This window comes from Brachybacterium sp. NPDC056505 (assembly GCF_042794925.1).
Lineage (GTDB): Bacteria > Actinomycetota > Actinomycetes > Actinomycetales > Dermabacteraceae > Brachybacterium > Brachybacterium kimchii.
In genome coordinates, this window is sequence record NZ_JBHTSV010000002.1 from 14,301 (window position 1) to 38,735 (window position 24,435).

The following is a 24,435-nucleotide window of genomic DNA, read 5'->3' on the forward strand; positions in this document are numbered from 1 at the left end:
GAGTGCTCCCATGGCCTCCCCCACCGCTGGGTCCGTCGCTCCCGGCCCGTCCGGGCCCGCCTCCTCCTCCGCCCACTCGTCCCCCGCGCGCGGGGGACGCAGGGCGAAGGTCTCCTTCGCCCTCTGGGACGGGGGCATGTCCGCCTTCAGCTCCGTGATCCTCACCTTCGTGTTCGCGACCTACGTGACGAACGCGGTCGCGACCCAGGGCGCCGTGGGCGAGGAGGCCCTCAAGGCCGCCCAGGACCACGGCTCCCAGGTCCTCACCTCCTGGCAGGCGGCCGGCGCGGTCGCGATCGCCCTGCTCGCCCCGCTGCTGGGGAACCTCGCCGACTCCGGCGGGGCGCGCAACACCCTGCTGCGCGTCACGACGCTCGCGACCGTGGTGACCGTGGCGCTGATGCCGCTGATCGCCAGGGACCCCGCCTTCCTCACCCTGGGCGCGGCGCTGATCGCGCTGGGCGTGGTCTTCTCCGAGCTCGCCGGCGTGTTCGTGAACTCCGTGCTGCCGGAGATCTCGACGCCCGCCGACCGCGGCCGCGTCTCCGGCACCGCGTGGGCGGTCGGCTACTGGGGATCGATCGTGTGCCTGGGCCTGGTCCTCGTGCTCTTCGTGATGCCGGGGACGGGGGTCCTCGGCATCACGGGGGACGACGGCTGGAACCTGCGGGCGATCCCGCTGTTCGTCGCCGTCTGGATCCTGCTGGGCACCCTCCCCCTCATGCTGTGGGCGCCGCGGCATCGCGGCACGACCGGGCTCGAGGGACGGATCCCGGCCGACGGGACCCCCGGCGCCGGCGGCCCCCGCGTCCGCTGGACGCCGTGGCAGGGCTACGCGACCATCGTGCGCCGCGTGATCCGGGCCTTCCGCGAAGAGCCCGTGACCCTCGCCTACCTCGTCGCCTCCGCGATCTACCGCGACGGCCTCGGCGCGGTGTTCTCCGTGGCCGGCGTCCTCGCGGCCAACGCCTACGGCTTCTCGACCGTACAGGTGATCGTCTTCGGGATCGCCGCGAACCTCGTCGCCGGGATCGGCGTGTTCGTGGGCGGTCGGATCGACGACCGCGTGGGCTCGCGGGCCGTGATCATCGCGGGCTGCGCGGCGATCGTGGTGCTGGGCCTGGTGGTCTTCGCGATCGACGCGCAGATCGTGTTCTGGGTCGCGGGGCTCGCGATCTGCCTGTTCGTCGGGCCCGTGCAGTCGTCATCGCGGAACCTGCTCACGCGGCTCTCGGAGCCCGGGCACGAGACGGAGAACTTCGGCCTCTACGCGACCACAGGACGCGCGCTCGGCTTCCTCGGCACCGCGGCGTTCTCGCTCACCGTGTGGCTGTTCCACGACACGCGCATGGGCATCCTCGGGATCATCGTCGTGATCGCGCTGGGGCTGCTCGCGTTCGTGCCGATCCGCCTCGGTGCGGCGGGGCGCGCGGGCGACCTCGGGCCGGCCGCTCAGCCGTCGACGAGCGTGACCTCGAAGGAGTAGCGCGAGGCGCGGTAGACGTGGTGGCCGTACTCGATGACGGCGCCGTCGTTCGCGAAGGACTTGCGGTCCATGGTCAGCAGCGCCGCGCCCACGGTCTCCCCCAGCAGGGCCGCGTTCTCCTCGTCGGCCGTGATCGCGCCGATCCTCTGATGGCCGACGGCCGTGGCGATCCCGCGCTCCCGGAGCGCCGCGTACAGGCCCTTCTCGAGCAGGTCCTCGCGGCTGGGGGCGATGCGCTCGGGCAGGGTGTTGCGCATGACGGCCAGCGGCTCGTCGTCCGCATAGCGCACGCGCATGAGGTCCAGGACGAGCTCCCCGGAGTCCAGCAGCAGGCGTCCCGCCGCCTCGGCCGTGGGCCGTCCGATCCGGTACTCGAGCACCTCGGTGCGCGGATGCTTGCCCTCGCGCGCGAGGTCGTCGTACAGGGAGGTGAGCGCCACCGGACGGTTGACCTGGGACTCGACGACCTGGGTGCCCACCCCGCGCTTGCGCACGAGCAGCCCCTTGTCCACGAGCTCCTGGATGCCCTGGCGGACCGTGGGGCGCGAGAGGCCGAGGCGGCCGGCGAGCTGCAGCTCGTTCTCGATGCGCGAGCCCGGCACCAGGGTGCCCTCGCGGATCGCGCCCTCGATCGCCGCGGAGAGCTGCAGATAGAGCGGGGTGGAGGAGCCGCGCTCGATCAGGATGCTCAGCTCGGTGGGGCGCGCGGGATCCGCGGTCATGGACGTCTCCTCCTCGTGCGCGGCTGCGGCGCCGCGTGTCCGGACAAATGTACACAGGGTGTGCGGCGCCGCGGCGGGGCCGGGGTCGTCCGGGTCCCGGCCCCCGCCGCGGCCTCCGCGTGCCCGCGGGTCATTCCCCGTGGGCGGCCTGGTAGCGCTCCTCGAACTCCTCGAGCGAGACGCCGCGGGTCTCGGGGACGACGCGCCAGTAGAACAGGAAGGCGATGACGTTGATGATCGCGAAGACGAGGTACGTCTTCGCGCCGCCGAGCCCGGCCATCATCGAGGGGAACACCGCCGCGACGATGCCGTTGAACAGCCACAGCATGCCCACGGAGATGCCCTGCGCGCCGCCGCGGATCTTCGCGGGGAAGATCTCCGCGAGCAGCACCCAGGTGACGGTGCCGGCCTGCTTGGCGAAGACGAACAGGGAGACCACCACCAGGATCAGCCACGGCACGAGGGTCGGGATGGTGTCCGCGATCGACCCGTCGGCGCTCATGTGGGGCTCGACCCCGAAGTGGAAGAGCGCCGCGAGGACGAACAGGGCGATCGCGACGCCCAACTCCTGGGCCATGCCCACGTGCCGGCGGGCGAAGCGGTAGACGACGTACAGCCCGACCGCCGAGCCGACGGCGGAGACGGCGCCCGTGACGACGTTCAGGGTGATCGCATCGGCCGTGGAGAATCCGGCCGCGCCGAGGATCGTGGGCATGTACCACATGGCGGTGTTGATGCCCGTGAGCTGGTCGAAGATCCCCAGCATGATGCCGATGAGGATGAGCCGGCGCGCCCAGCGCCGCCGGAAGCCCTGCCGCAGCGTCCACTCGACCTGCGTCGACTGCTTCTCCTCGAGCTCGACCATCTCGACGACCTTGTCGGCGACATCGTCCTTGGCGGGATCGCGCAGGGCCTTCAGGGTCCCGATGACCTCGTAGTACCGCTTGTTCGCGGCGAACCAGCGGGGCGACTCCGGCATCACGCGCATGCCCACCCAGAGCACGATCGCGGGGATCGTGGCGAGCACGAGCATCCAGCGCCAGGCCTCGCCGTTGCCGTCGGAGACGACGATCCCCTGGATGTGCTGGAGCACGTCCCAGGACACGGTCTCCCCTGCCTGGTGCCTGCCCGAGGGATCATCCTCGACGACGGCCTGCGGGGCCGAGTGCATGTGGGCGATGACGGCGTTCAGCGAGTAGGCGACGAACTGGCCGAAGACGATCATGAACTGGTCGACCGCGACCAGCGGCCCGCGGATCCGCTTGGGCGCGGCCTCCGCGAGGTACAGCGGGACGGTCGAGGAGGCTCCGCCGACGGCCATGCCCAGGATGAAGCGGAAGGGCGCGATGACGGCCACGTTCGGCGCGAACGTGCAGCCGAGCGTGCCGATGATGAACAGGATCGCCAGCAGCATGATCGCGCGGCGCCGGCCGATGCGGTCGTTGAGCTGGCCGCCGAGCAGGGCGCCCGCGGCGGCGCCGAAGGCGAGCAGCGAGGTGACCAGGCCCTCCTCCGCGGCGCTCAGGCCCAGGCCGCCGGCGGCGCTGGGCAGGTGCATGTAGGGCAGGGCGCCCGCGATGACGCCGGTGTCGTAGCCGAACAGCAGGGAGCCCATGGTCGCGATGGCGGCGATCACGAGCGGGCCGCGGTGCTTGCCGGAGGCGGAGATCCGCGAGACCAGGGTCGGGATCTCGCCGGTTCTCGGGACGTGCCCGTCGGGCAGCTCGGAGCGGGGTGAAGACATCGTCGTCCTCCTGGGACAGGGTCGGGGCGGGGAGGGGCTCAGGGACGCTCGCGCGTGTCGACCGGGACGAACCCGTCGGCGGTGAGCGCCTTCTCGGCGGCCTCGCACGCGGCGGCGGCGAGGTAGCCGTCCCAGGCGCGGGCCGAGCGCTCGGCGACGTTGGTGCCGTCGGCGACGGCGGCGATCCAGGCCTGGACCTCGGCGTCGTAGGCGTCGATGAAGCGGGGGCGGAAGTCCCCGGGGATCTCGCCGCCCCAGCGGGAGCCCTCGAGGTGGGTGGTGACGCGGCCGGACTCCTGGCCGATCGTAGCGATGCCCTTCGAGCCCAGCACCTCGGTGCGCACCTCGTAGCCCGAGGCGGTGTTGACGTAGAGCTCGTCGGTGACGATGCGGCCCGAGGCCGTGCGGAACAGCAGCAGCATCGGGTCGTGCTGGCCCTCGTCGGCGCGCGGGCCGGGGACCGGCAGCACGGCCTGCACGCCGGTGATCGGCTCGTCGAGGAAGTAGTGGATGGCGTCGACCTCGTGGACGGCCGAGTCGTAGACCATCATCGAGTCGACGAAGCCGGGCAGCGTGGTGGCGTTGCGGTGCTTGCAGTTCACGATGCTGATCTCGCCGAGCTCGCCGGAGGCGATCGCGTCGTGCAGCTCGGCGTAGCCGCGGTCGAAGCGGCGCATGAAGCCCAGCGACAGGTACTGGCCGCCCGAGGCCTTCTCGGCCTCGACGACCTGGTAGGCGTCCTCGGGGTTCATCGCGAGCGGCTTCTCGCAGAGCACGGGCTTGCCGGCATCGATGCAGGCGATGGCCTGGTCGCGGTGGAACTTCCCGGGGCTCGCGATGAGCACGGCGTCGACGTCGTCGGCGGCGATGAGCTCCTCGGGGGTGTCCACGACACGGGCGCCGGGGATGGTGTCGGCGATCTCCTGGGCCTTGTCGCGGAAGAAGTCGGTCACGACGCTCACGCGGGCGCCCTTGATGCGCTCGCGGATGCGCACGACGTGGTCGGCGCCCATCTGGCCGACGCCGATGACGCCGACGCGGACGTCGGCGGGGAGGGCGGGTGCGGTGCTGGGGGTGGTGCTCATGGGGTCTCTCCTTCGAGGCGGGTGGATGCGGGAGGCGCGGTACGGCGGCGGGCGCGCGCCGCGCAGACGGGAGGCGCGGACGGGCCGTCAGGCCCCGTCGGCGCCCTCGACCAGGCGGGGGTCGGGGCCGAGCTCGTCCCAGGTGCCGCGCACCCAGGTCTGGTCGGGGCGGTCGGTGATGTTCCAGGCGCGCTCGGCGCCGGGGCCGGCCATCACGTTGAGGTAGTACATGGCGTGGCCGGGGGCCGCGGCGCAGGGGCCGTGCCAGCCGTGGGGCACGAGCACGACGTCGCCGCTGCGGACCTCGGCGAGCACGTCGATCGGGCGCTCCGGGTCGGTGGAGGTGGTCTGGTGGTACCCGAAGCCGGGACCGCCGTCGGGCGCGTCCTGGATCTCGTAGTAGTAGATCTCCTCGAGCTCGGACTCCGGGTGATCGGGGTCCTCGATCGTCGCGTCGTGCTTGTGGGCGGGGTAGCTCGACCAGTTGCCGCCGGGGGTGATGACCTCGCAGGCGATGATCGAGTCGCAGTCGTCGAAGGAGCCGACGGTGCCGAAGTTGCGCACCTGGCGCGTCATGTTCCCGCCGCCGCGGACCTCGACGGGCACGTCCTCGGCGGCCACGCGCGCGGCCGGGTGGAACGAGGTCGCGACCGCGATCGCGAGGGCGAAGCGGCCGCCCTGCTCGCTGCGCACGACGAGGCTGGACTCGATGCCCGCATAGGCCACGTCGGTCGCCGAGGCGAAGACGTCGCTGCGCCCGGCGAGGTCGAAGTCGTGGTCGCCGTCGCGGTCGGAGACCTGCACGGAGCAGGCTCCGCTGAGGGGCACAACCATGATCTCGGTGCGGCCGGTGCCCAGGCGCGCGGAGCCGCCGGGCTCGAGCGCGAGGACGCGCAGGCCGGTGTGGACCCAGTCCTCGCGCTCTCCGGGATCGATGACGGTGTCGTAGGGGGCCTGCGCCGAGGTCCCCGCGGGGATGTGCAGCTCGCTCATGCTCTCGCCCTTTCGTCGGGGGTGGGTGGTGTGATGTCGGTGCCGCGGACGACGGGACGTCAGCGGATCATGCTCGCGGCGGTGCTCACGGCCCCGCGCACGTCGTCGTCGGCCGGATACAGCAGGCTGCGGCCGACGACGAGGCCGCGCACGTTGGGCCGCGCGAGCGCCTCGCGCCAGGTCGCGAAGACCGCCTCCGGGTCGGTCGCTCCGGGGTCGCCGCCGAGGATCAGCGCGGGCAGCGTGGTCGCGTCCATGACGCGGGCCATGTCCGGGACGGCAGGGAGCTTCAGCCAGGTATATGCGCTGGTGGCGCCGAGGCCCTGGGCGACGTGGATGGAACGGATGACGGCCTCGGGGCTGAGGTCGTTGACGACCCTCCCGCCCTGCCGGGAGGACCAGAAGGGCTCGACCATGGCGATGAGCTCGCGCGCGGCGAGCTCGTCGATCGCCTCGGCGCTCCACTTCAGGGTCTTCGAGGTGCGGTCGTCGCCGAGGTCGATGCGAGTGAGCATCTTGCCGCCCGCGAAGCCGGCGCGCGCGATGGACTCGGCGTCGTAGGAGGTGAAGCGGTCCTCGATCTCCCAGGAGCCGCCCTGCAGGCCGCCGCGGTTCATGGAGGCGAACACGACCTTGTCCTCGAGCGCCCCCATCAGCAGGAGGTCCTCGAGCACGTCGGCCGTCCCGAGCACGCCGTCCACGCCGGGCACGGCGAGCGCCGCGCGCATGCGGTCGAGCATGTCCGTGCGGCTGGCCATCGCCTCGCTGCGGTCGCCCACGCCGAGGGCCCCGCGGGCGGGGTGGTCGGCGGCGACGATGAGCATCGAGCCGTCGGTGTCGGCGACCGTGCGGCGCGCACGGCGCGCGAGCAGCCGGCCGATCCGGCCCGGGTCCTCGATGCGGACGCGGGTGACGTCCTCGTAGGTGTCGACGAAGGCGTCGCCTGTGGTCTGTGCGCTCATCGCTGCGCGTCCTCCCCGAGGCCGCGGGAGCGGATCCCCGCGAGCATCTGGTCGATGGTCTGGCCGTGGTTGGGATCCCCGCCGTCCAGCAGCAGGTCGATCTCCTCGTTCGTCGGCATGGCGGTCGAGCACTCGAGGCGGCTGGTGACGATCGCGCCGGCCGCGTTGCAGCGGGTGAGGGTCTCGGTGAGCGACTGGCCGCTGAGCAGGCCGTGGCACAGGGAGCCGCCGAAGCTGTCGCCGGCGCCGAGGCCGTTGATCACCTGGATGAGGTTCGGGGCGACCTCGACGCGCTCGTCGCGGGTCTTGCCGAGCACGCCCTTGGGACCCTGCTTGACGATGGCGATCTCGACGCCCGCCTCGAGGAGGGCGTCGGCCGCGCGCTCGGGCTCGGTCTCGCCGACGGCGACCTCGCACTCCTCGCGGTTGCCCACGGCGACCGTCGCGTGCTGGAGGGCGCGGCGGTACTCCTCGCGGGCCTCCTCGACCGAGGACCAGAACATCGGCCGGTAGTCGAGGTCGAAGACCGTGTGGCGGGTGCGGCCGCGGGCCTCGAGGGCCGTGTGGTGCGCGGAGCGGCTGGGCTCCTCGGAGAGGCCGGTGCCGGAGAACCAGAACAGCGGGACCTCGCGGATCGCCGCGAGGTCGAGGTCCTCGGGCCGGACCTGCAGGTCCGGTGCGCTGGGCCTGCGGTAGAAGTACAGCGGGAAGTCGTCGGGCGGGTAGATCTCGCAGAAGGTGACCGGGGTGTTGAGGTCCTCGGCGGTGATGACGAAGCCGTCGTCCACCCCGAGGCGCCCGAGCTCCTGCTTCACGTAGCGCCCGAAGGGGTCGTCCCCCACGCCCGTGATCACCGCGGGACGGTGGCCCAGGCGGGCCGCGGCGACGGCCACGTTCGCGGGGCTGCCGCCCAGGAACTTGCCGAAGCTGTACACGTCCTCGAGCCCGGTGCCGACGGCGAGCGGGTACAGGTCGACCCCGCTGCGGCCGAAGGTGATGATGTCGAGATCTGCTGCTGCCATGGAACTGATGCCTCTCTGCGATCGTGCGGCGGAGCTGGACGCCGGCGGGTGCGGGTCGTGGGGCCGTTCCCACGCGTCCGCCGCGCGGCTCATGGAACTATGTTCCCACGGATGGGGCGTCATGTCCATACAAACGATGGGGATGGTGCCGCGGGACGGATCCCGCGGGCGGGCCAGGGGCGGACGCAGGGCCCCCGCGGTGCCCGACCCCGCCGCGACCCGGCACCGCGCGGGTCAGAGCTCCCCGGTGAGGAACTGCGCGCGGCCGTGGCCGAAGGACCAGTCCTCCCGGCCGTTCTCCGCGACGGAGACGATGAGGTCCTCGGTCCGCACGAGCCCCTCCTCCCCCAGCCGCCGGGCGAGCTCGGCGAAGATCGCCTGCTTCTGCTCCTGCGAGCGCCCCTGCTGGAGGATCTGGATGATGGTGACGCCGTCGCTGCGCTCGATGCCCAGTCCCGTGTCCTCGGCGATGATGCTGCCCACGGGCAGCTCCTCGAGGATCTGGTAGCGGTCCCCGGGCGGGGCCGAGAAGTGCTCGAGCATCACGTCCTGGACGACGTCGGCCAGACGCCGCTTCTGCTGGGGCGTGCGCCCCTCCTGCATGGTCATCCGCACGAGCGGCATGGGACTCTCCTCGTTCTCGGTGGTCAGGCCCGGGCCCGGAATCGGTACGGCGCCGTGCGTCCGGCGCCTGCTGCCTGGTGCCCGATGCCTGGTGCCCGGCGCCTCAGGAGCCTGATGACTCAGGCGCCGGAGGCCTCGGCGGCCGCGAGCAGGGTGCGGGCACCGCGCTCGATGCCCTCGATACGGCCGAAGGCGGCGTCCTCGTGCTCGATGTTGATGCTGAGATCCGCGTCGACGGCCGCGAGGGCCTGCAGGAAGCGGGTCCAGTAGTCGACGTCGTGGCCCTCGCCGAGCGCGACGAAGCGCCAGGCGGGGTCCTGGGGCCAGCTCGAGCACCAGTGGCCGATGCCGGTGGGGGTGCGCGCGGCGGGGTCCTCGGGGACCGGACCGAAGTCGGTGTCGAGCACGCCGCGGGTGGCGGCGCCCGGGAGCACGGCCGTGTCCTTCGCGTGCACGTGGAGGATGTGCGAGCCCAGGCGCTCGATGCAGTCGATCGGCTCCATCTGCTGCCAGAACAGGTGGGAGGGGTCGAGGTTCACGCCGATGTGGGTGGGCTCGACGCGCTCGACGAACTCCTCGAAGCTGGGCGGGCTGAAGGCGATGTTGCGCGGGTGCAGCTCGAGGGCGACCTTCACGTCGCGCTCGCGGGCCAGCGCGTCGATCTGCTTCCAGAAGGGCACCGCGACCGACCACTGGTACTCGAGGATCTCGAGGTCGATGCCGTTCCAGGGGTTCACGATCCACGCCGGGTAGCGGGCGCCCGCGTCCGTGCCGGGCGTGCCGGACATGGCCACGACCTCTGGCACCTCGAGGGCGGCGGCGAGCTCGATCGTGCGCCGCAGGTCCTCGGCGTGGCCGATGCCCTCGCTGGGCAGCGGCGAGAGCGGGTTGCCCGAGACCGTGAGCCCGGTCAGGGCCATGCCGCGGTCCGCGAAGATCGCGCGGTACTCGCGCCGGGCCCGCTCGCTCGCGAGCAGCAGGTCGACGGGGGCGTGCGGGGAGGGGATGAACCCTCCGGTGTTGACCTCCGCGCCCTTCAGCCCGAGGCCCGCGAGCACGTCGAGGGCCTCCTCGAGCGTGCGGTCCTGGAGGCAGGCGGTGTAGGCGCCGTAGGTGAATGCCATGGGGTGTCCTCTCGTGCGTGGGCGGCTGCAGCGGCGCAGCCGGTCAGGCGATCTCGACGCTCGTGCCGCCGGACGCGGCGGAGCGGGCCACGGCGTCCAGGATCCGCATCTCGCGGTAGCCGTCGGCGAAGCTCGCGCACGGCGGCAGCGCCCCGTCGTCGATTCCGGCGACCTGCTGGAGGAAGGCGTGGGCCTGGTAGGTGAACTGCTCGATCTGGTTGAGCCCGACGCCCGCGAAGGCCATCGAGGACCCGTTCCCGAAGTAGGGGAAGCCGGGGTTCGCGAGCACCTGGCGGAACCCGCCGAGCCCCGCGGGGCTTGAGCCGTCGGCCACGCGGATCTCGCCGGTGCGGGCGAGGTCCCAGCTCGCCGAGCCGTGGCTGCCGGAGACGTCGACCATCATCTGGTTGGGGCGGCCGAAGGCCACGCGGGAGCACGAGAAGGTGCCGGCGGCGCCGCTCGCGAAGTGCGCGGTGAAGGTCGCGACGTCGTCGTTCTCGACGGCCTCGGTCGGGTCGTCGGCGCTCGCGGTGACGCCACGGCCGCCCGCGACCGCGCCGCCGGCGACGGGGCGCTCGGTGATCGAGGTGGTGAGCACCGCGCCCGAGACCGAGGCGATGGGGCCACCGATGAGCTCGGCCGTGTCCACGAGGTGGCTGCCGATGTCGCCGAGGGCGCCGGTGCCCATCGGGCCCTTGTACCGCCAGGCGATCGGGACCAGCGGGTCCGCGCCGTAGTCGCACCAGTAGCGGGCGTCGAGGTGGTTCACGGTGCCGAGCGCGCCGTCGGCCACGAGCTGCGCGAGCTGGGCGACCGCGGGGTTGCGGCGGAAGGTGAAGCCGGTGGCGAGCACCAGGTCGGGGTGGGCGGCCTCGAGCTCGGCCATGGCTGCGGCGTCCTCGAGGGTGCCCGCGAGCGGCTTCTCGCACAGCACGTGCTTGCCCGCGGCGATCATGGCCTCGGCGATCTCGCGGTGCAGGGCGTTGCCGACGACGATGGAGACGACGTCGATCGACGGGTCGTCGGCGACCTCGCGCCAGTCGCCCACGGCCTTCTCGTACCCGTAGTGGGCGGCAGCGTCCTCGGCGAAGGGCAGGTGGGCGTCGGCGATCGTCGCCAGGCGCACGGGCGGCAGGCCCAGGTCGAAGACGGTGCCGGCCTGGCGCCAGGCGTTGGCGTGGGTGCGGCCGGCCATGCCGGCCCCGATCACGGCGACGGAGAGGTGTGCTGAGGTCATGGGTGGTCCTTCCGGTGGGTGCGGAGGGTTCGGCGTCGTCGACCGGCCGGCGGGGTGCAGGAGGACCGAGCGGCGGGCCGGCGGGAATCGTGATGCCACGGTGCGCGGATCCACTCTGCCGGGTCATCCTTGTCCGGTCAAAGTGGCCACTACAGCCGATAGCCGAGGGCCGTAGCACGCTGTCGCCAACCAGGGAAGGCCTGTTCGCGAGGCCGCGGAGGCGGAGCGGCCCCTGCCTCGCAGGTGTGCGCACACCACTCGGCCTCACCCCGTAGTCTCGCTTGTCAATACAAAAGATTGACATGCAGGTCCGGTTGTCGGCATGCTGTTCCCACGACCCACCGCCGAGTCGTCAGGTCCCGGCGGTCGCACGATTCCCGGACCGCCCAGAGCGGCCGGCCGTCCCGTCCACGGAGGCAGCATGAGTGAGCACAGCGGCAGCGCGAGCGGCGCCCCGGCGGGCGCGTCCGCGCCCTCGACGATCCGCCTGACCGTCGGCCAGGCCCTCGTCCGGTTCCTCGCCGCCCAGTACACGGAGCGCGACGGCGAGCGGCAGCGCCTGATCGCGGGCACGTTCGGCATCTTCGGCCACGGCAACGTCGCGGGCGTGGGCCAGGCCCTCCTGCAGAATGCGGTCGACCCCGCCGAGGGCGAGGCCGAGATGCCCTACTACCAGGCCCGCAACGAGCAGAACATGGTGCACGCCGCGGTCGCCTATGCGCGCACGAAGAACCGCCTGCAGACCCTCGCCTGCACGGCCTCCATCGGCCCGGGCTCGACGAACATGGTCACCGGCGCCGCGCTCGCGACGATCGACCGCATCCCGGTGCTGATCCTGCCCAGCGACGTCTTCGCGGGCCGCGCCGTGGACCCCGTGCTCCAGCAGCTCGAGGACGAGCGCGCCATGGACGTCACCGTCAACGACGCCTTCCGCCCCGTCTCGCGCTTCTTCGACCGCATCTGGCGCCCCGAGCAGCTCATCCCGAGCGCCCTGGCGGCGATGCGCGTGCTCACCGACCCGGCCGAGACCGGCGCCGTGACCCTCGCCCTCCCCCAGGACGTCCAGGCTGAGGCCCACGACTGGCCGCTCGAGTTCTTCCGCGAGCGCACCTGGCACGTCGGCCGCCCGGTCCCCGAGCCCGCCGCCCTCGACCGCGCGCTCGAGGTCATCCGCTCGGCGCGGCGCCCGCTCGTGGTCGCCGGCGGCGGCGCGGTCTACTCCGAGGCGAGCGCGGCGCTGACCGCCTTCGCCGACGCCACCGGCATCCCCGTGGCCGACACCCAGGCGGGCAAGGGCGCGATCAGCGCCGACCACCCCGCGAGCGTGGGCGGCGTCGGCGCGACCGGCAACGACGCGGCGAACACGCTCGCCGCCGAGGCTGACGTCGTGATCGGCGTGGGCACCCGGTACACCGACTTCACCACCGCTTCCCACACCGCCTTCCGCGACCCCGACGTGCGCTTCGTGAACCTCAACGTGAAGGCCTTCGACGCCGCCAAGCACTCCGCGGAGATGCTCGTGGCCGACGCCCGTACCGGCCTCGAGGCGCTCACCGCGGCGCTCGCAGAGGACACCGGCGCCTACCGCGCACCGCAGGAGCACCAGGACCGGGCCCGCGAGCTCGTCGCAGCCTGGGAGGAGCGCAGCGCCCCCTGCTTCGCCCAGCACGACCAGGAGCTGCCCGCGCAGACCGAGATCTTCGGCGCGCTCAACGAGCTCATGGGCGAGGACGACATCGTCATCAACGCCGCGGGCTCCATGCCCGGCGACCTGCAGGCGCTGTGGCGGGCGCGCACTCCCCTGCAGTACCACCTCGAGTACGGCTACTCGTGCATGGGCTACGAGCTGCCCGCCTCGCTCGGCGCGAAGATGGCCGCGCCGGACAGCGAGGTCGTCGCGATCATCGGCGACGGCACCTTCCAGATGGCGCCGCAGGAGATCGCGACCATCGTCGCCGAGGACGTGAAGGTCATCCTCGTGATCCTGCAGAACCACGGCTGGTCCTCGATCGGCGCGCTCTCGGAGTCCCACGGCTCGCAGCGCTTCGGCACCAAGTACCGCATGCGCAACGAGAAGACCGGGCTGCTGGACGGCGGGAAGCTGCCGATGGACATCGCCGCGAACATCCGCTCGTACGGCATCGAGGTGCAGGAGGTCTCCTCGACGGACGACTTCCGCTCCGCCTACCGCCGCGCCGAGGACTCCGAGCACGCCACCGCGATCGTCGTGAACACCGACCTGTACGGGCCCAACCCGCCCGGCATCGGCTGGTGGGACGTGCCCGTCTCCCAGGTCTCGCGCCTGGCCTCCACCCAGGAGGCCTCCGCGCGCTACGAGGAGGAGAAGGCGCCGCAGCGCCACTACCTGTGAGCGCGGCTCCCCCGGAGCGCGGCTCCCCCGGAGCGCCGCTCCCCCATCCGACCCCGTCACCCGACTCATCCCCGACATCACCACGGAGGAACCATGACCGACGTCAAGCACTGGATCGACGGCCGCGAGGCCGAGGGCACGGGCTCCACCCAGCCCATCCTGAACCCGGCCACGAACGAGGAGATCGCGACCCTGCACCTGGGCGACGCGGGCACCGTCGACCAGGCCGTGCAGGTCGCCGTCGCCGCCCAGCGCGAGTGGGCGAAGGTCTCGCTCGCCAAGCGCACCCAGATCATGTACCGGATGCGCCAGCTGCTCATCGATGCGACCGACGAGATCGCCGAGGTCATCTCCCGCGAGCACGGCAAGACCGTGGCCGACGCCCGAGGCGAGATCGCCCGCGGCCAGGAGACCCTCGAGTTCGCCACCTCGATCACCCAGGACCTCAAGGGCGGATTCTCCGAGAACGTCTCGACCGGCGTGGACGGGTACACGTTCCGTCAGCCGCTCGGCGTCGTCGCCGGCATCACCCCCTTCAACTTCCCGGCGATGGTGCCCTTCTGGATGCACCCGATCGCGATCGCGACCGGCAACGCCTTCATCCTCAAGCCCTCGGAGCGCGACCCCTCCGCCTCGAACATCGTGGCGCGCCTCTACCAGGAGGCCGGGCTGCCCGACGGCGTCTTCCAGGTCGTCCACGGCGGCAAGGACACGGTCGACGCCCTGTGCACCCACGAGCAGATCGCCGCGGTCTCCTTCGTCGGCTCGACGCCGATCGCCAAGCACGTGCACGCCACCGCGTCGGCCGCGGGCAAGCGCGTGCAGGCCCTCGGCGGCGCGAACAACCACGCCGTGGTGATGCCGGACGCGAACGTCGAGTTCGCAGCCGCGCAGGTCGCCTCGGGCGCCTTCGGCTCCGCGGGCGAGCGCTGCATGGCCGTCCCGGTCGCCGTGACCGTCGGCGACGCCCACGAGCCCTTCCTCGAGGCGATCGCCGCCGAGGCCGCGAAGCTGACCGTCGGCCCCGGCTCCGATCCGTCGACCGACATGCCGCCGGTGATCACGAAGGACGCCCGCGAGCGCGTCATCCGCATGGCCGACGAGGCCGAGCAGGCCGGCGGCCGCATCGTCGTGGACGGCCGCGGACTGGTCGTCGAGGGCTTCGAGAACGGCAACTTCGTGGGGCCGACGGTGGTCACCGACCTGGCCGCCGACCACCCCACGTACACCGAGGAGGTCTTCGGGCCGCTGCTGGTGGTCATGCACGTGAACAACTTCGACGAGGCCATCGACCTGGTGAACTCCTCGCGCTTCGGCAACGGCACCGCGATCTTCACCGGCTCCGGCCACTACGCGCGCCGCTACCAGGAGGAGGTCCAGGTGGGCATGGTCGGCATCAACGTGCCGATCCCGACCCCGGTGGGCTACTACTCCTTCGGCGGCTGGAAGGACTCGCTGTTCGGCGAGCACCACGCGCACGGTCCCGAGGGCCTCGAGTTCTACACGAGGCAGAAGGCCGTCACCTCGCGCTGGCCCCGCCAGGACGAGCACCTCGAGGCGTCCATGAGCTTCCCGACGCACGACTGATCGCCGTCCTCGCCGCGGGGCGGGCGTCCTCCACCGGGAGGGCGCCCGCCCCGTCGGCCCGTCGGACCGGGCCCGACGCGCCGAGCCGGGCGCCGGCCTGTCGGACCGGGCCCCGCCCCGTCGCCCCACCAGCACCCCCATCGAAGGAGATGACCCCGTGACCTCTGCGTTCACCAGTGCGCGCACCGACCTCTCGCGCAACCCCGAGGCGCCGTTCGACCGCCTCACGATCGGCGTGTGCCCGGACCAATGGGGCGTGTGGTTCCCCCAGGACGAGAAGCAGATCCCCTGGCGCACGGCGCTCGCGGAGATGGCAGAGGCCGGCTTCTCCGTCATGGAGACGGGCCCCTGGGGCTACTTCCCGCAGGACGCCGCGGACCTCAAGCACGTCATGGACGAGAACGGCTTCCGCGTGGTCGCCGGCACCGGCTGGGGCATCCTCCACAAGGAGGAGGCCTGGCCGGAGACCGAGCGCACTTTCCGGGCGATCGCCGAGACCCACGCGGCCGTCGGCGCGGAGTACATGGTGCACCTGCCGCCGCTGTACCGCGATGACAAGACCTGGGAGTTCACCGACGACCGCCAGCTGACCGGCGAGGCGTGGAAGCGCTACGTCACCAACGCCAACGAGCTGGGCCGGATCCTCAAGGAGGACTACGGGCTGACGATGGTGCTGCACCCGCACGGCGACAGCCACATCGAGACCCCCGAGGAGATCGCGCGGGTCTTCGAGGCCACCGACCCGGAGCTCGTCTCCTTCTGCCTGGACACGGGCCACGTGGTCTACGGCGGCGGCGACCCGATCTCGATGATCGACGAGTACCCCGACCGCATCGGCTACGTCCACATCAAGGCCTTCGACGCGGACATCACGCGCGAGGCGCACGAGAAGGACTGGCCCTTCGGGCAGGCCGTGGCGAAGGGGGCCTCGGTGCGTCCGCCGGCCGGGCTTCCCGACATGAAGGACCTGGTCGCGAAGCTCGCGACGCTCGACAAGGACCTCTACGTGATCTGCGAGCAGGACCTCTACCCGTGCGATCCGTCGCTGCCGCTGCCCAATGCCGTGAAGACCCGCGAGTTCCTGGCCGAGTGCGGCCTGGGGCTGAAGAGCGCCTGACGTCCTGGAACGAGGGAGAGAACCCATGGTGAAGGTCCTGCTGGATCCGAGCATGTACCACCCGCACCTGTCCGTCGCGCAGGAGGTGCACAAGGCGGCCGAGCTCGGCTTCCGATACATCGAGCTGTCCCCGCGCGCCGACTTCCACGAGTGGCACCACTACCCCAAGGTGGACCGCCACCAGATCGCCGACGTCAAGCAGGCGATGAAGGACACCGGCGTGCGGATCTGGACGTTCAACCCCGTCTTCGACTGGTCCAGCCCCGACGAGCAGGAGCGCCAGGCGCAGGTGCGCAACTGGCGCAGGCTGCTCGAGATCGCCGACGCCCTCGAGGTGCCGATGATCGCGACCGAGCTCTCGGGCGACCCGAACCAGCCGCGGCGCAGCGAGTCCCAGTTCTACCGCTCGATCGAGGAGCTCATCCCCGACTTCGAGCGCTTCGGCATCGAGTGCACGGTCGAGGCCCACCCCTACGACTTCGCCGAGACGAACGAGCGGGCCGTGCAGATCGTGCGCGGCGTGGACCGCGACTGGTTCAACTACGAGTTCTGCTTCCCCCACGCCTTCCACCTGGGCGGCGGAGCACCGGGGGCGCCCGGCGCGAGCGTGCGCGACATGCTCGACTACGCCGGGGACCGCCTGCGCCACCTGCACATCGCCGACGTCTTCGACCACACGGCGAACGTGGGCAACCGCTACATCGTGAACCCTCCCGGCGTCGACGCCCGCGTGCACCAGCACAACGAGATCGGCAACGGCGAGATCGACTGGGACGATGCCTTCTCCGCCCTGCGCGAGCGCGACTACGACGGATCGGTGTCCGTGTGCGTGTTCGGCTGGGAGGAGGACGCCGACGCCATCAACCGCCGCATGCGCGAGCGGATCCTCGCCGAGCTCGGAGGGGAGTGATGGCGGTGGGAACGACGAACGCGGAGAACAGCCCGCGCTCCCTCGGGGTGGGCGTCGTGGGCCTGGGCTGGATGGGCCGACTGCATGCGAGCTCGTACCGGAACCTGGCGGCGCGCTATCCGGAGCTGGGGCTCGCCCCGCGCCTGGTGTGCGCGGCGGACCCGCTGCCCGAGAACCAGCGCGCGGCGCGCGCGCAGTTCGGCTTCGAGCGCGCGGTGGACGACGTCGAGGAGATGCTCGCCGACCCGGAGGTCGACGTGGTCTCGATCGCGACGCCGAACTGCCTGCACCGGGACGTCGCCCTCGCGGTCGCCCGCGCCGGCAAGCCCTTCTGGATCGAGAAGCCGATGGGTGTGGATGCGGCGCAGAGCCGCGAGATCCACGAGGCGGCGCGCGCGGCGGGCGTCGCGACCGCGGTCGGCTTCAACTATCGGCACGCTCCGGCCGTCGAGCACCTGCGCTCCCTGGTCGCCGCCGGGAGGCTGGGGCGGATCACGAACGTGCGCTGCTGGCTCTACGCCGACTACGCCTCTTCGCCGGACGGCCCGCTGACCTGGCGCTACGACCGCTCCCTGGCAGGAGCGGGGGTGATCGGCGATCTGCTGAGCCACGGCACGGACCTCGTCCAGTACGTGACCGGGCAGGGCATCTCCGAGGTGAGCGCTGCGACCGACGTGTTCCTGCGCGAGCGTCCGATCCCGACGTCGGCCGGCGTGGGGCACGGCGCCGTCGAGGTGGGGACCGAGCGCGGCGAGGTCGGCAACGAGGACTGGGTGGCGGCGCTCGCGACCCTCGCGGACGGCACCCGGGCGACCCTCGAGTCCTCGCGCGTGGCGCGCGGGCATCGCAGCGACTACGCCCTCGAGGTGTACGGGACCGAGGGATCGGCGCGCTGGTCCTTCACCCGGATGAACGAGTTCGAGGTGATGATCGGCGACGGCGGCCTCGAGCACGGGTTTACGACGGTCCTCGCGGGCGCGGGGCACGGCGACTACGGGCGCTTCCAGCCGGGTCCCGGCATCCCGATGAGCTTCGACGACCTCAAGGCGATCGAGTGCGCGGAGTTCCTGACCGATGTGGTCGGCGAGGTCGGCGGGGCCAGCGGCGCCGCCAGGCCCGGCAGCGGCTCCGGTGCCGCTCCGAACACGGCCGACGGGCTCTCCGCGGCGGAGGTCACCGAGGCGATCGTGCGCTCAGCTGCCTCGCGCAGCTGGGTCGAGGTGCCGCAGGTCGAGGGGACCACCTGGGGCGCGTGATCTCGCCGGACTGCGCACGAGTGCAGGTGACGGCGGAGGTGGACGTGGAGTTCCGGGCTCGGATTCAGGCGGAGTCCCTGAGTGCACCGAGGTCCTCGTCGGGCCGGCCGAGCGCGTCGAGCCGGTCGAGCTCCTCGAGGATCTCGCACTCGTCGACGAAGCGTCGTCCCTCGGGCCCGCACTCCTCGAAGACCTCGTCGTCGGGTCCGAAGCTCGTGATGGCGGCGGCCGTCATCCGGTCCTCGTCCTGCGGGGAGAGCTCCGCGTAGGGATCGCGCGCGGGCAGGTCCTCCCCTTCGACGAGCATTCGCAGGTGGCGGCGGCTGCGCACGGGGTTCGCTGCGTCGGGGCAGGCCGCCGGATCGGCGTCACCGACCGCTCCCCCGCCGGCCCTGGCACTCGCTGAACCGAGGATCTTCGCGGGATCGTGGGCCAGGCCGGTGAGCGACGGCGGGGTGACGGTCGCCGTGGCGCCGAGGCGACTGGTCCAGGTCACGTGGTGGCTGCCGTCGGCCGACGGCACGTGCTCGACGCGGCCGAGCGCCTCCTTCGTGAGGTTGCAGTGCGCACACAGGCCCTGGCCGTTCGCGACGCTCGTCGGCCCGCCCTCGGCGACCGGCCGGATGTGGTCGGCGTGGCGGATCGGCGCGCCGCAGTACGGGCCCACGCAGCTGACATCGCGCAGCCGCATGTACAGCTTGAGGCCCTCGGGGAAAGCGCGCGAGCGGGAGTCCATCGCGATCAGCTCGCCCGTGGTCGGGTGCGTGAAGACGCGGCGCAGGGAATCGCCCATCTGCTGCTCGAAGCGCGCGAGGTCGTGCTCGATCTGCTCGCGCGAGGGCGTGCTCCGAGCCTCTGCCGGAGAGGGCGGGTTCAGGGGCATCGGGGCGGGGCGCGGCGGCGGGAGACTCGCGGTGATCTCACCGGTGAGGAGCGGTGGCGCACCACGGTCCCGGCGCATGATGTCGATGATGTCGAGGGACTGACGGCGCAGGGGCGCCGACGGGCTCTGCCGATCGTGACCAGCACCGAGGCCCGTGCTTCCGTCTGCTGCGCCGGCTCCGTGCACATGCTCGGGCCCCGATGCGGCTCCCTGTTCATGGACCGAGCCGGCGAGGGGCCGGCCGGAGGCGGTGCGCCGTTCCGGGAAGCGCTGGTCGAGCACGTGGTCGCGCACCTGCGTGGCCTCGACCAGGCCGTACCCCTCGACGACGGCGGGCTCCCCGTGTGTGGGCGTGAACAGGGAGCGCTCGGAGATCACCACGTTGATCGCGAAGTGCACCGGGTCCATCGTCTCGTCGCGGCCCAGCAGGGTGTCGGCGAAGAGATCGGCCATGAGCTGGCCGTGCGTGCGCTCGTCGCCCTGGACCTGCAGGGATTCGGCGGCGAGGGCGAGCTTGCGGCGGATCGCGGCGCAGTCGGGGCCGGGGAGCACCGCGGTGACGGTGCCCATGCCGTGTGCACCGGCGGTGACGGTGACGCCGCGCTGCGTCGCGGCACGCCTGTGGCGCTCCGGTCCGCCGCGCGGGTCGAGCTTCTGGGCGAGCGCACCGACCTCCTGCGACCAGCGCGCGGGGGTCGAGCCGTCGAGATCGGGCAGGTGCTCGGCGAGGACGTCGTCGACGTGGCCGCGCAGCTCGGGCGCGACGGGCCCGACGGAGCGGCCGACGGCGTATCCGGCGTCTGCCTGCATCGTTCCCCGCGCGAGGGCCTCGAACATGCGGGGCATCTCGCGGGTCATCCGCTGCCCGGCCCGCAGTCTCCTCGAGGCCGTGGCCGGTGAGATGCGCGAGGCCATCTGGATCTCGCCGGTGGTGCGCCGGCCCTGGTCCCTCACGGGCAGACCCTCGCGCACGTCCTGCGCGCGGATCGCATCGTCGAGCGCCGTCATGGTGCGCATCTCGAGCGCGGCGAGGGCCGAGCGCAGCTCGTCGATGCCCACGAGCACGCGCGAGAGGTCGGCGGCTTCGAGGGCCGCCGGGCCGATGAGCGCCGCGTCGGCGATCGCCGAGGTCGTCTCGCGCAGGTCGATGGTGCGCGCGTCGATCATGCCCGTGTCGATCGCGCGTGCGTCGTCCGTGCGGTCGTCCGACGCGGAACGGAGCAGCACCGCCCCGTCGGCCGAAATGCTGATCGGAGAGGACGCATCCGACGCTCCCGGCCGCGCGGGCACCGCGGCTGGGCGGGCGGCGATGGCGTCCGTCCCAGGTGCGGTCGCGCCGTGCGCGCCGAGGTCTTCGTCGTCCATGGCGCCCATGCTTCTCGGGGGGACCGACAAACGAAGGGCCGCTGTGGACTCCCGCCAATGTGAGCTGCATCACTTGCCAGGGAGCGGGCGAAACCAGGCACGCTCGGTACCCGTCGCCCGACCCCCGGCGCCCGGCGCCCTCGGATCAGACCAGGTCGGCCGGATCGACGAGGAAGCCCTCGAGGTCCACGATGTACCCGCCGACGGTCTCGACGATCAGGCCAGCGAGCAGGCCGATCCTGCGATAGATCTCGGTCCAGCGGGCGGCGGTCGCGTCGTCGGGGGCGTCGATCTCGGCATCGAGCTCGTCGAGCATCTCGTGCACGATCTCGTAGTCGACCGCGCCCTCGAGCCAGGGCAGCGCCTCGAGCGCCGTCGGCCGGGACGTCGGGCCCACGCGCAGCAGGATCTCGTCCTGCGGATCATCGGCCGACGGAACCAGGAGCACCGCGCCGGCGCCCGCCGTGGCGATCCCGGAAGCATCGCCCGCGTCGCCGATCGGGATGCGCAGCATGTACCCGGTGGTGTCGGCCTCCGGCGGAGGGGTGACGAGCTCCGCAGCCGGCTCCACCGACTGCACGAGCGCGAGAAGGTCCGCCGCGAGCAGTGCGTTCGGGCTGGTCACGAAGAGGTCCCGCACATGACAGGGATGCGGCTCGAGCCGTGCGTGCGCATCGGTGACCACGGCGCCGTCGAGCCGCCGCGCGAGCGACCAGGCGAGATCGAGGGCCTCGCGCTCGTCGCCGAAGGGCATGCCGTCCGCGAAGGCGCGGCCGTAGCCGTGGGAGTCGGGGAGGTCCTCGGCGGGCTCGCTGTCGCGCACGCGCGGGGTGCGCAGCGTCCAGCGGCTCGGTCGTCGCTCGTCCTCGACGAGGACCGCGCCGCCGCCGATGTCGATGCCCCCGTCCTCGAGCCGGGCATCCGGCAGGACGTTGCGGATCATCGTCAGGACCGCGTCGGCGGGCGTGCCGTGGGGCAGCTGGAGCCGGTGCGAGGTCATCGCGCGGGCGCCCGTCGCGCCCGCGCCGGGCTCACTCGCCATCGTCGGGCCCCACCGTGTCCACCGTGCCCACCGGATTCTCCGGGTCGACCGGGATCAGCGTGCGGTGGAAGTTCATGTGCGAGCGGGACGCGGTCGGCCCGCGCTGCCCGCTGTAGCGGTTGAGGTTGCCCTCGCTGCCGTAGGGGTTCTGCGAGGCCGACGAGAGCCGGAAGAAGCACAGCTGCCCGATCTTCATGCCCGGCCACAGCGCCACCGGCAGCGTCGCCATGTTCGACAGCTCGAGGGTGATGTGCCCGGTGAAGCCCGGGTCGATGAATCCCGCCGTCGAATGGGTGAGCAGTCCCAGGCGCCCCAGGGAGCTCTTGCCCTCGAGGCGCGCGGCGATGTCATCCGGGAGCGTGACCTGCTCGTACGTCGAGGCGAGCACGAACTCCCCCGGGTGCAGCACGTAGGGCTCCTCGGGGTCGACGGCGACCTCTCGGGTCAGCGCCGGCTGCTCGACCGCCGGGTCGATCATCGGGTACTTGTGGTTGTCGAAGAGCCGGAAGAAGCGGTCGATGCGCACGTCCACGGACGCGGGCTGGACCATCGAGGCGTCGAACGGGTCCAGTCGCACCCGACCGCTGTCGATCTGGGCGCGGATGTCGTTGTCGCTGAGCAGCACGGGGCAACCCTATCGGGCGAGCGTGACGTGCACGGCAGCGTCCGCGGACGGTTTCGCACAGGCGCGGATCGCACGCTATGCTGGATCCCGTTCGACTCGCCGACGGGCACGTTCCCGCAGGTCGAGGAGGATGCGCGGGTGTAGTTCAATGGTAGAACTTCAGCTTCCCAAGCTGACAGCGCGGGTTCGATTCCCGTCACCCGCTCCATGTGATGAGAAGGCCCCGGTGAGTGATCACCGGGGCCTTCGTCGTGGCGGCCGTCAGCCGCTCCGGCCGCAGCACCCGCCGCAGCATGGGCACCGCACGGGCGAGCCCGCGGCCGCGCGTCAGGACGCCGTCGCGGACTCGCGCCGGTCCTCGTGCCTGCGCCGGAAGTCCTGCTCGATGTCCTCGAGCGTGCGGTCCTTGGTCTCCGGAGCCACCCGCCACACCCAGATGAATGCGACCACCTGCAGCGCGACGAAGATGAGCACCGTGGCACCGGCGCCGATCGCCTCGGCGAGCACCGGAAAGGTGAGGCCCACCAGGAACGTGAACATCCACAGCACCCACGTGCACAGGCCCATCCCGGCTCCGCGCACGCGCAGCGGGAAGATCTCCGAGAGGTAGAGCCAGGTGACCGTGCCGATGCAGCACTGCATGAAGCCCACGAAGATCACGATGCACGCGAGGATCGCGAAGGGGCGCGCAGGGCTGCCCTCGGGGATCAGCTGGAAGGCCAGGGCGAAGCACGTGAGGGAGCAGATCGTGCCGCCGAGCCCGGTCAGGAGCATCCGCTTGCGGCGCGCGGTGCGCAGCAGCACCATCGCCAGGCCCACCGCGCCGACGCCCACCAGACCGGGGATGATGTTCGCGTAGAAGGCGCCGTTGCCGCCGAAGCCGGCGCTCTCGAGGACGCTGACCCCGTAGTACTGGATCGCGTTGATGCCCGAGATCTGGTTGATCACCGCCATCCCGAGGCCGATGCCCAGGATCCTGCGCATCCAGGGGCTGACGAGGATGTCGCGCAGCGTCCCCGATGCGGCCTGGTAGTCCTCCCGCGCGAGCTCGCGCACCTCGCTCAGCTCGTCGGAGCTGTAGGCGTCGCCGCGGATGTCCCGCAGCACCTCCTGAACGCGGTCGTAGAGTCCCGCGCGCGCGAGCCACCGGGGCGACTCGGGGACCGCGTGCATGCCGATCCACAGCGCGATCGCCGGGAGCGTCGCGAGCGACAGCATGTAGCGCCAGACATGACCGGTCTCCGGCATGAGCGTCGCCAGCAGGGCGTTCATCATGAACGCGAGAGCCTGCCCGGTGACGATCATGAACTCGTTCTGCGCGACGACGCGCCCCCGCAGATGGGTCGGCGCCATCTCCGCCAGGAAGACGGGGACGATCGCCGACGCACCACCGACCGCGAGGCCGAGGACGAAGCGGAAGAGCGCGAGGACGGCCGCGCTCGGCGCGAGGGAGCAGCCGATGGTCGCGAAGGCGAAGACCACCGCGAGGCCGACGATCGAGGGGCGCCTGCCGAAGCGGTCCGCGATCCGGCCGCCGAACACCGCTCCCCAGGCCGCGCCGAACGGCAGGATCGAGGCCACGAGCCCCTCGGTGAGACTGGTCAGCTGCAGGTCGCTGCGGATCGACGGCAGGGCGCCGTTGATGACGCCGGTGTCGTAACCGAAGAGCAGTCCGCCGAACGTCGCGATGGTCGCGATCGTCCGCATGCGACCGGGGAGCTTGCCCGAGGTGAGGTCCCTCCGGGATCCATGACCCGACATGTTTCGTCCTTCCGACAGCGTCGTCGTCCTTCGAGACGGCACGACACTACCTCAGAAGGAATCTTTTGTCAGGACATGCCGTGCGCCCGCTCCTCGAGCTGGACGAGCAGCGCGCCCGCGTAGGCGTCCTCGACCTTCCGGGCGCGGATCTCGCGCGACTCCTCGGGGCCGGACAGCGTCACCACGTGCACCAGGTGTCCGGAGGCGGAGCGCTCGCAGCGCAGCTGGGCGAAGTGCGTGCCGAGGGCCTCGCGCAGCTGGTCCTCGCGCGGGATCCAGATCGCCTCGTCCTCCTCGATGGAGTCCAGGGCCCACTCGGTCGTGCCGTTGAAGGTGAAGAGGGGCTCGCCGCGTCGGCCGCGACCGGGCTCGACGACCATCGAGGAGAGCATGAAGGTCTGCTCGCGCAGATCGGGCACGTCGATGGTGAAGCGGTCCCCCTCGGCGGGCTCCCAGGGGAGGCCGAGGTCTCGCAGTCGTCGGGCGATGTCAACATCGATCACGCTGCGAGTCTAGCCG

20 protein-coding genes and 1 tRNA gene are annotated in these 24,435 nt (G+C 71.9%); 7 read left to right on the forward strand and 14 right to left on the reverse strand.

Annotated elements, in window-relative coordinates:
- Window positions 1–10: 10 nt before the first annotated feature.
- Window positions 11–1,486, forward strand: a complete 1,476-nt coding sequence (locus tag ACFQ53_RS01880; protein WP_377854546.1) for an MFS transporter — start codon at window positions 11–13, stop codon at window positions 1,484–1,486.
- On the opposite strand, the gene ACFQ53_RS01885 is transcribed toward ACFQ53_RS01880, so the two are convergent.
- From ACFQ53_RS01885 to ACFQ53_RS01925, 9 genes are all read right to left on the reverse strand, one after another.
- Window positions 1,453–2,208 (reverse strand): GntR family transcriptional regulator, encoded by a 756-nt coding sequence (locus ACFQ53_RS01885; RefSeq protein ID WP_377854549.1) that lies wholly within the window; start codon window positions 2,206–2,208, stop codon window positions 1,453–1,455. The two genes, ACFQ53_RS01880 and ACFQ53_RS01885, sit on opposite strands and share 34 nt — an antisense overlap.
- A 130-nt stretch (window positions 2,209–2,338) precedes the next feature.
- The gene (locus ACFQ53_RS01890) at window positions 2,339–3,952 is read right to left on the reverse strand and encodes an MFS transporter (RefSeq protein ID WP_377854552.1); all 1,614 of its coding nucleotides are present in this window, start codon (window positions 3,950–3,952) and stop codon (window positions 2,339–2,341) included.
- Window positions 3,953–3,990: 38 nt separating this feature from the next.
- Window positions 3,991–5,037, reverse strand: coding sequence for a Gfo/Idh/MocA family protein (locus ACFQ53_RS01895; protein ID WP_377854555.1), 1,047 nt, complete (start codon window positions 5,035–5,037; stop codon window positions 3,991–3,993).
- A gap of 87 nt (window positions 5,038–5,124) precedes the next feature.
- Window positions 5,125–6,030, reverse strand: a complete 906-nt coding sequence (gene iolB, locus ACFQ53_RS01900) for a 5-deoxy-glucuronate isomerase (protein ID WP_377854558.1) — start codon at window positions 6,028–6,030, stop codon at window positions 5,125–5,127.
- Window positions 6,031–6,089: 59 nt separating this feature from the next.
- Window positions 6,090–6,992: a deoxyribose-phosphate aldolase gene (locus ACFQ53_RS01905; RefSeq protein WP_377854561.1), complete on the reverse strand. Its 903-nt coding sequence runs from the start codon at window positions 6,990–6,992 to the stop codon at window positions 6,090–6,092.
- The gene (iolC, locus tag ACFQ53_RS01910) at window positions 6,989–8,014 is read right to left on the reverse strand and encodes a 5-dehydro-2-deoxygluconokinase (protein WP_377854564.1); all 1,026 of its coding nucleotides are present in this window, start codon (window positions 8,012–8,014) and stop codon (window positions 6,989–6,991) included. Before iolC ends, ACFQ53_RS01905 begins: the two co-directional genes overlap by 4 nt.
- Window positions 8,015–8,248: 234 nt before the next feature.
- Window positions 8,249–8,638: a tautomerase family protein gene (locus ACFQ53_RS01915; protein WP_377854568.1), complete on the reverse strand. Its 390-nt coding sequence runs from the start codon at window positions 8,636–8,638 to the stop codon at window positions 8,249–8,251.
- A 119-nt stretch (window positions 8,639–8,757) separates the two neighbouring features.
- The gene (locus ACFQ53_RS01920) at window positions 8,758–9,762 is read right to left on the reverse strand and encodes a sugar phosphate isomerase/epimerase family protein (protein WP_377854571.1); all 1,005 of its coding nucleotides are present in this window, start codon (window positions 9,760–9,762) and stop codon (window positions 8,758–8,760) included.
- Between the two features lie 43 nt (window positions 9,763–9,805).
- The gene (locus ACFQ53_RS01925; protein ID WP_377854574.1) at window positions 9,806–10,999 is read right to left on the reverse strand and encodes a Gfo/Idh/MocA family protein; all 1,194 of its coding nucleotides are present in this window, start codon (window positions 10,997–10,999) and stop codon (window positions 9,806–9,808) included.
- A 421-nt stretch (window positions 11,000–11,420) separates the two neighbouring features.
- On the opposite strand from ACFQ53_RS01925, the gene iolD reads away from it, so the two are divergent.
- The 5 genes from iolD to ACFQ53_RS01950 all read left to right on the forward strand — a co-directional run bounded on the left by iolD (window position 11,421) and on the right by ACFQ53_RS01950 (window position 18,240).
- Entirely contained in the window at window positions 11,421–13,370 is a 1,950-nt protein-coding gene (iolD, locus tag ACFQ53_RS01930; protein WP_377854577.1) for a 3D-(3,5/4)-trihydroxycyclohexane-1,2-dione acylhydrolase (decyclizing), read from the forward strand.
- A gap of 93 nt (window positions 13,371–13,463) precedes the next feature.
- Window positions 13,464–14,957 (forward strand): CoA-acylating methylmalonate-semialdehyde dehydrogenase, encoded by a 1,494-nt coding sequence (locus ACFQ53_RS01935; protein ID WP_377854580.1) that lies wholly within the window; start codon window positions 13,464–13,466, stop codon window positions 14,955–14,957.
- 157 nt (window positions 14,958–15,114) lie between these two features.
- Complete coding sequence (locus ACFQ53_RS01940) at window positions 15,115–16,074, forward strand: TIM barrel protein (RefSeq protein ID WP_377854583.1); 960 nt, start codon at window positions 15,115–15,117, stop codon at window positions 16,072–16,074.
- Window positions 16,075–16,099: 25 nt separating this feature from the next.
- Window positions 16,100–16,984: a sugar phosphate isomerase/epimerase family protein gene (locus ACFQ53_RS01945; protein ID WP_377854586.1), complete on the forward strand. Its 885-nt coding sequence runs from the start codon at window positions 16,100–16,102 to the stop codon at window positions 16,982–16,984.
- 5 nt (window positions 16,985–16,989) lie between these two features.
- On the forward strand, window positions 16,990–18,240 hold the full coding sequence (locus ACFQ53_RS01950; protein WP_377854589.1) for a Gfo/Idh/MocA family protein: 1,251 nt from the start codon (window positions 16,990–16,992) through the stop codon (window positions 18,238–18,240).
- Window positions 18,241–18,304: 64 nt separating this feature from the next.
- Here the strand turns inward: ACFQ53_RS01950 and ACFQ53_RS01955 are convergent, their stop codons facing one another.
- From ACFQ53_RS01955 to dcd, 3 genes are all read right to left on the reverse strand, one after another.
- Complete coding sequence (locus tag ACFQ53_RS01955) at window positions 18,305–20,488, reverse strand: DUF222 domain-containing protein (RefSeq protein WP_377854594.1); 2,184 nt, start codon at window positions 20,486–20,488, stop codon at window positions 18,305–18,307.
- 145 nt (window positions 20,489–20,633) lie between these two features.
- Complete coding sequence (locus tag ACFQ53_RS01960; protein WP_377854597.1) at window positions 20,634–21,530, reverse strand: hypothetical protein; 897 nt, start codon at window positions 21,528–21,530, stop codon at window positions 20,634–20,636.
- Entirely contained in the window at window positions 21,520–22,155 is a 636-nt protein-coding gene (dcd, locus tag ACFQ53_RS01965) for a dCTP deaminase (RefSeq protein ID WP_377854600.1), read from the reverse strand. Before dcd ends, ACFQ53_RS01960 begins: the two co-directional genes overlap by 11 nt.
- A gap of 134 nt (window positions 22,156–22,289) precedes the next feature.
- Here dcd and ACFQ53_RS01970 point away from each other — a divergent pair.
- A tRNA-Gly gene (locus ACFQ53_RS01970) sits at window positions 22,290–22,363 on the forward strand.
- Window positions 22,364–22,482: 119 nt separating this feature from the next.
- Here the strand turns inward: ACFQ53_RS01970 and ACFQ53_RS01975 are convergent.
- Both ACFQ53_RS01975 and ACFQ53_RS01980 read right to left on the reverse strand, forming a co-directional pair.
- Window positions 22,483–23,916: a sugar porter family MFS transporter gene (locus ACFQ53_RS01975; protein ID WP_377854603.1), complete on the reverse strand. Its 1,434-nt coding sequence runs from the start codon at window positions 23,914–23,916 to the stop codon at window positions 22,483–22,485.
- Between the two features lie 68 nt (window positions 23,917–23,984).
- Window positions 23,985–24,419 carry a hypothetical protein gene (locus tag ACFQ53_RS01980; RefSeq protein WP_249480965.1) on the reverse strand — a complete coding sequence of 145 codons (435 nt, stop codon included), beginning with the start codon at window positions 24,417–24,419 and terminating at the stop codon, window positions 23,985–23,987.
- Window positions 24,420–24,435: the final 16 nt, after the last annotated feature.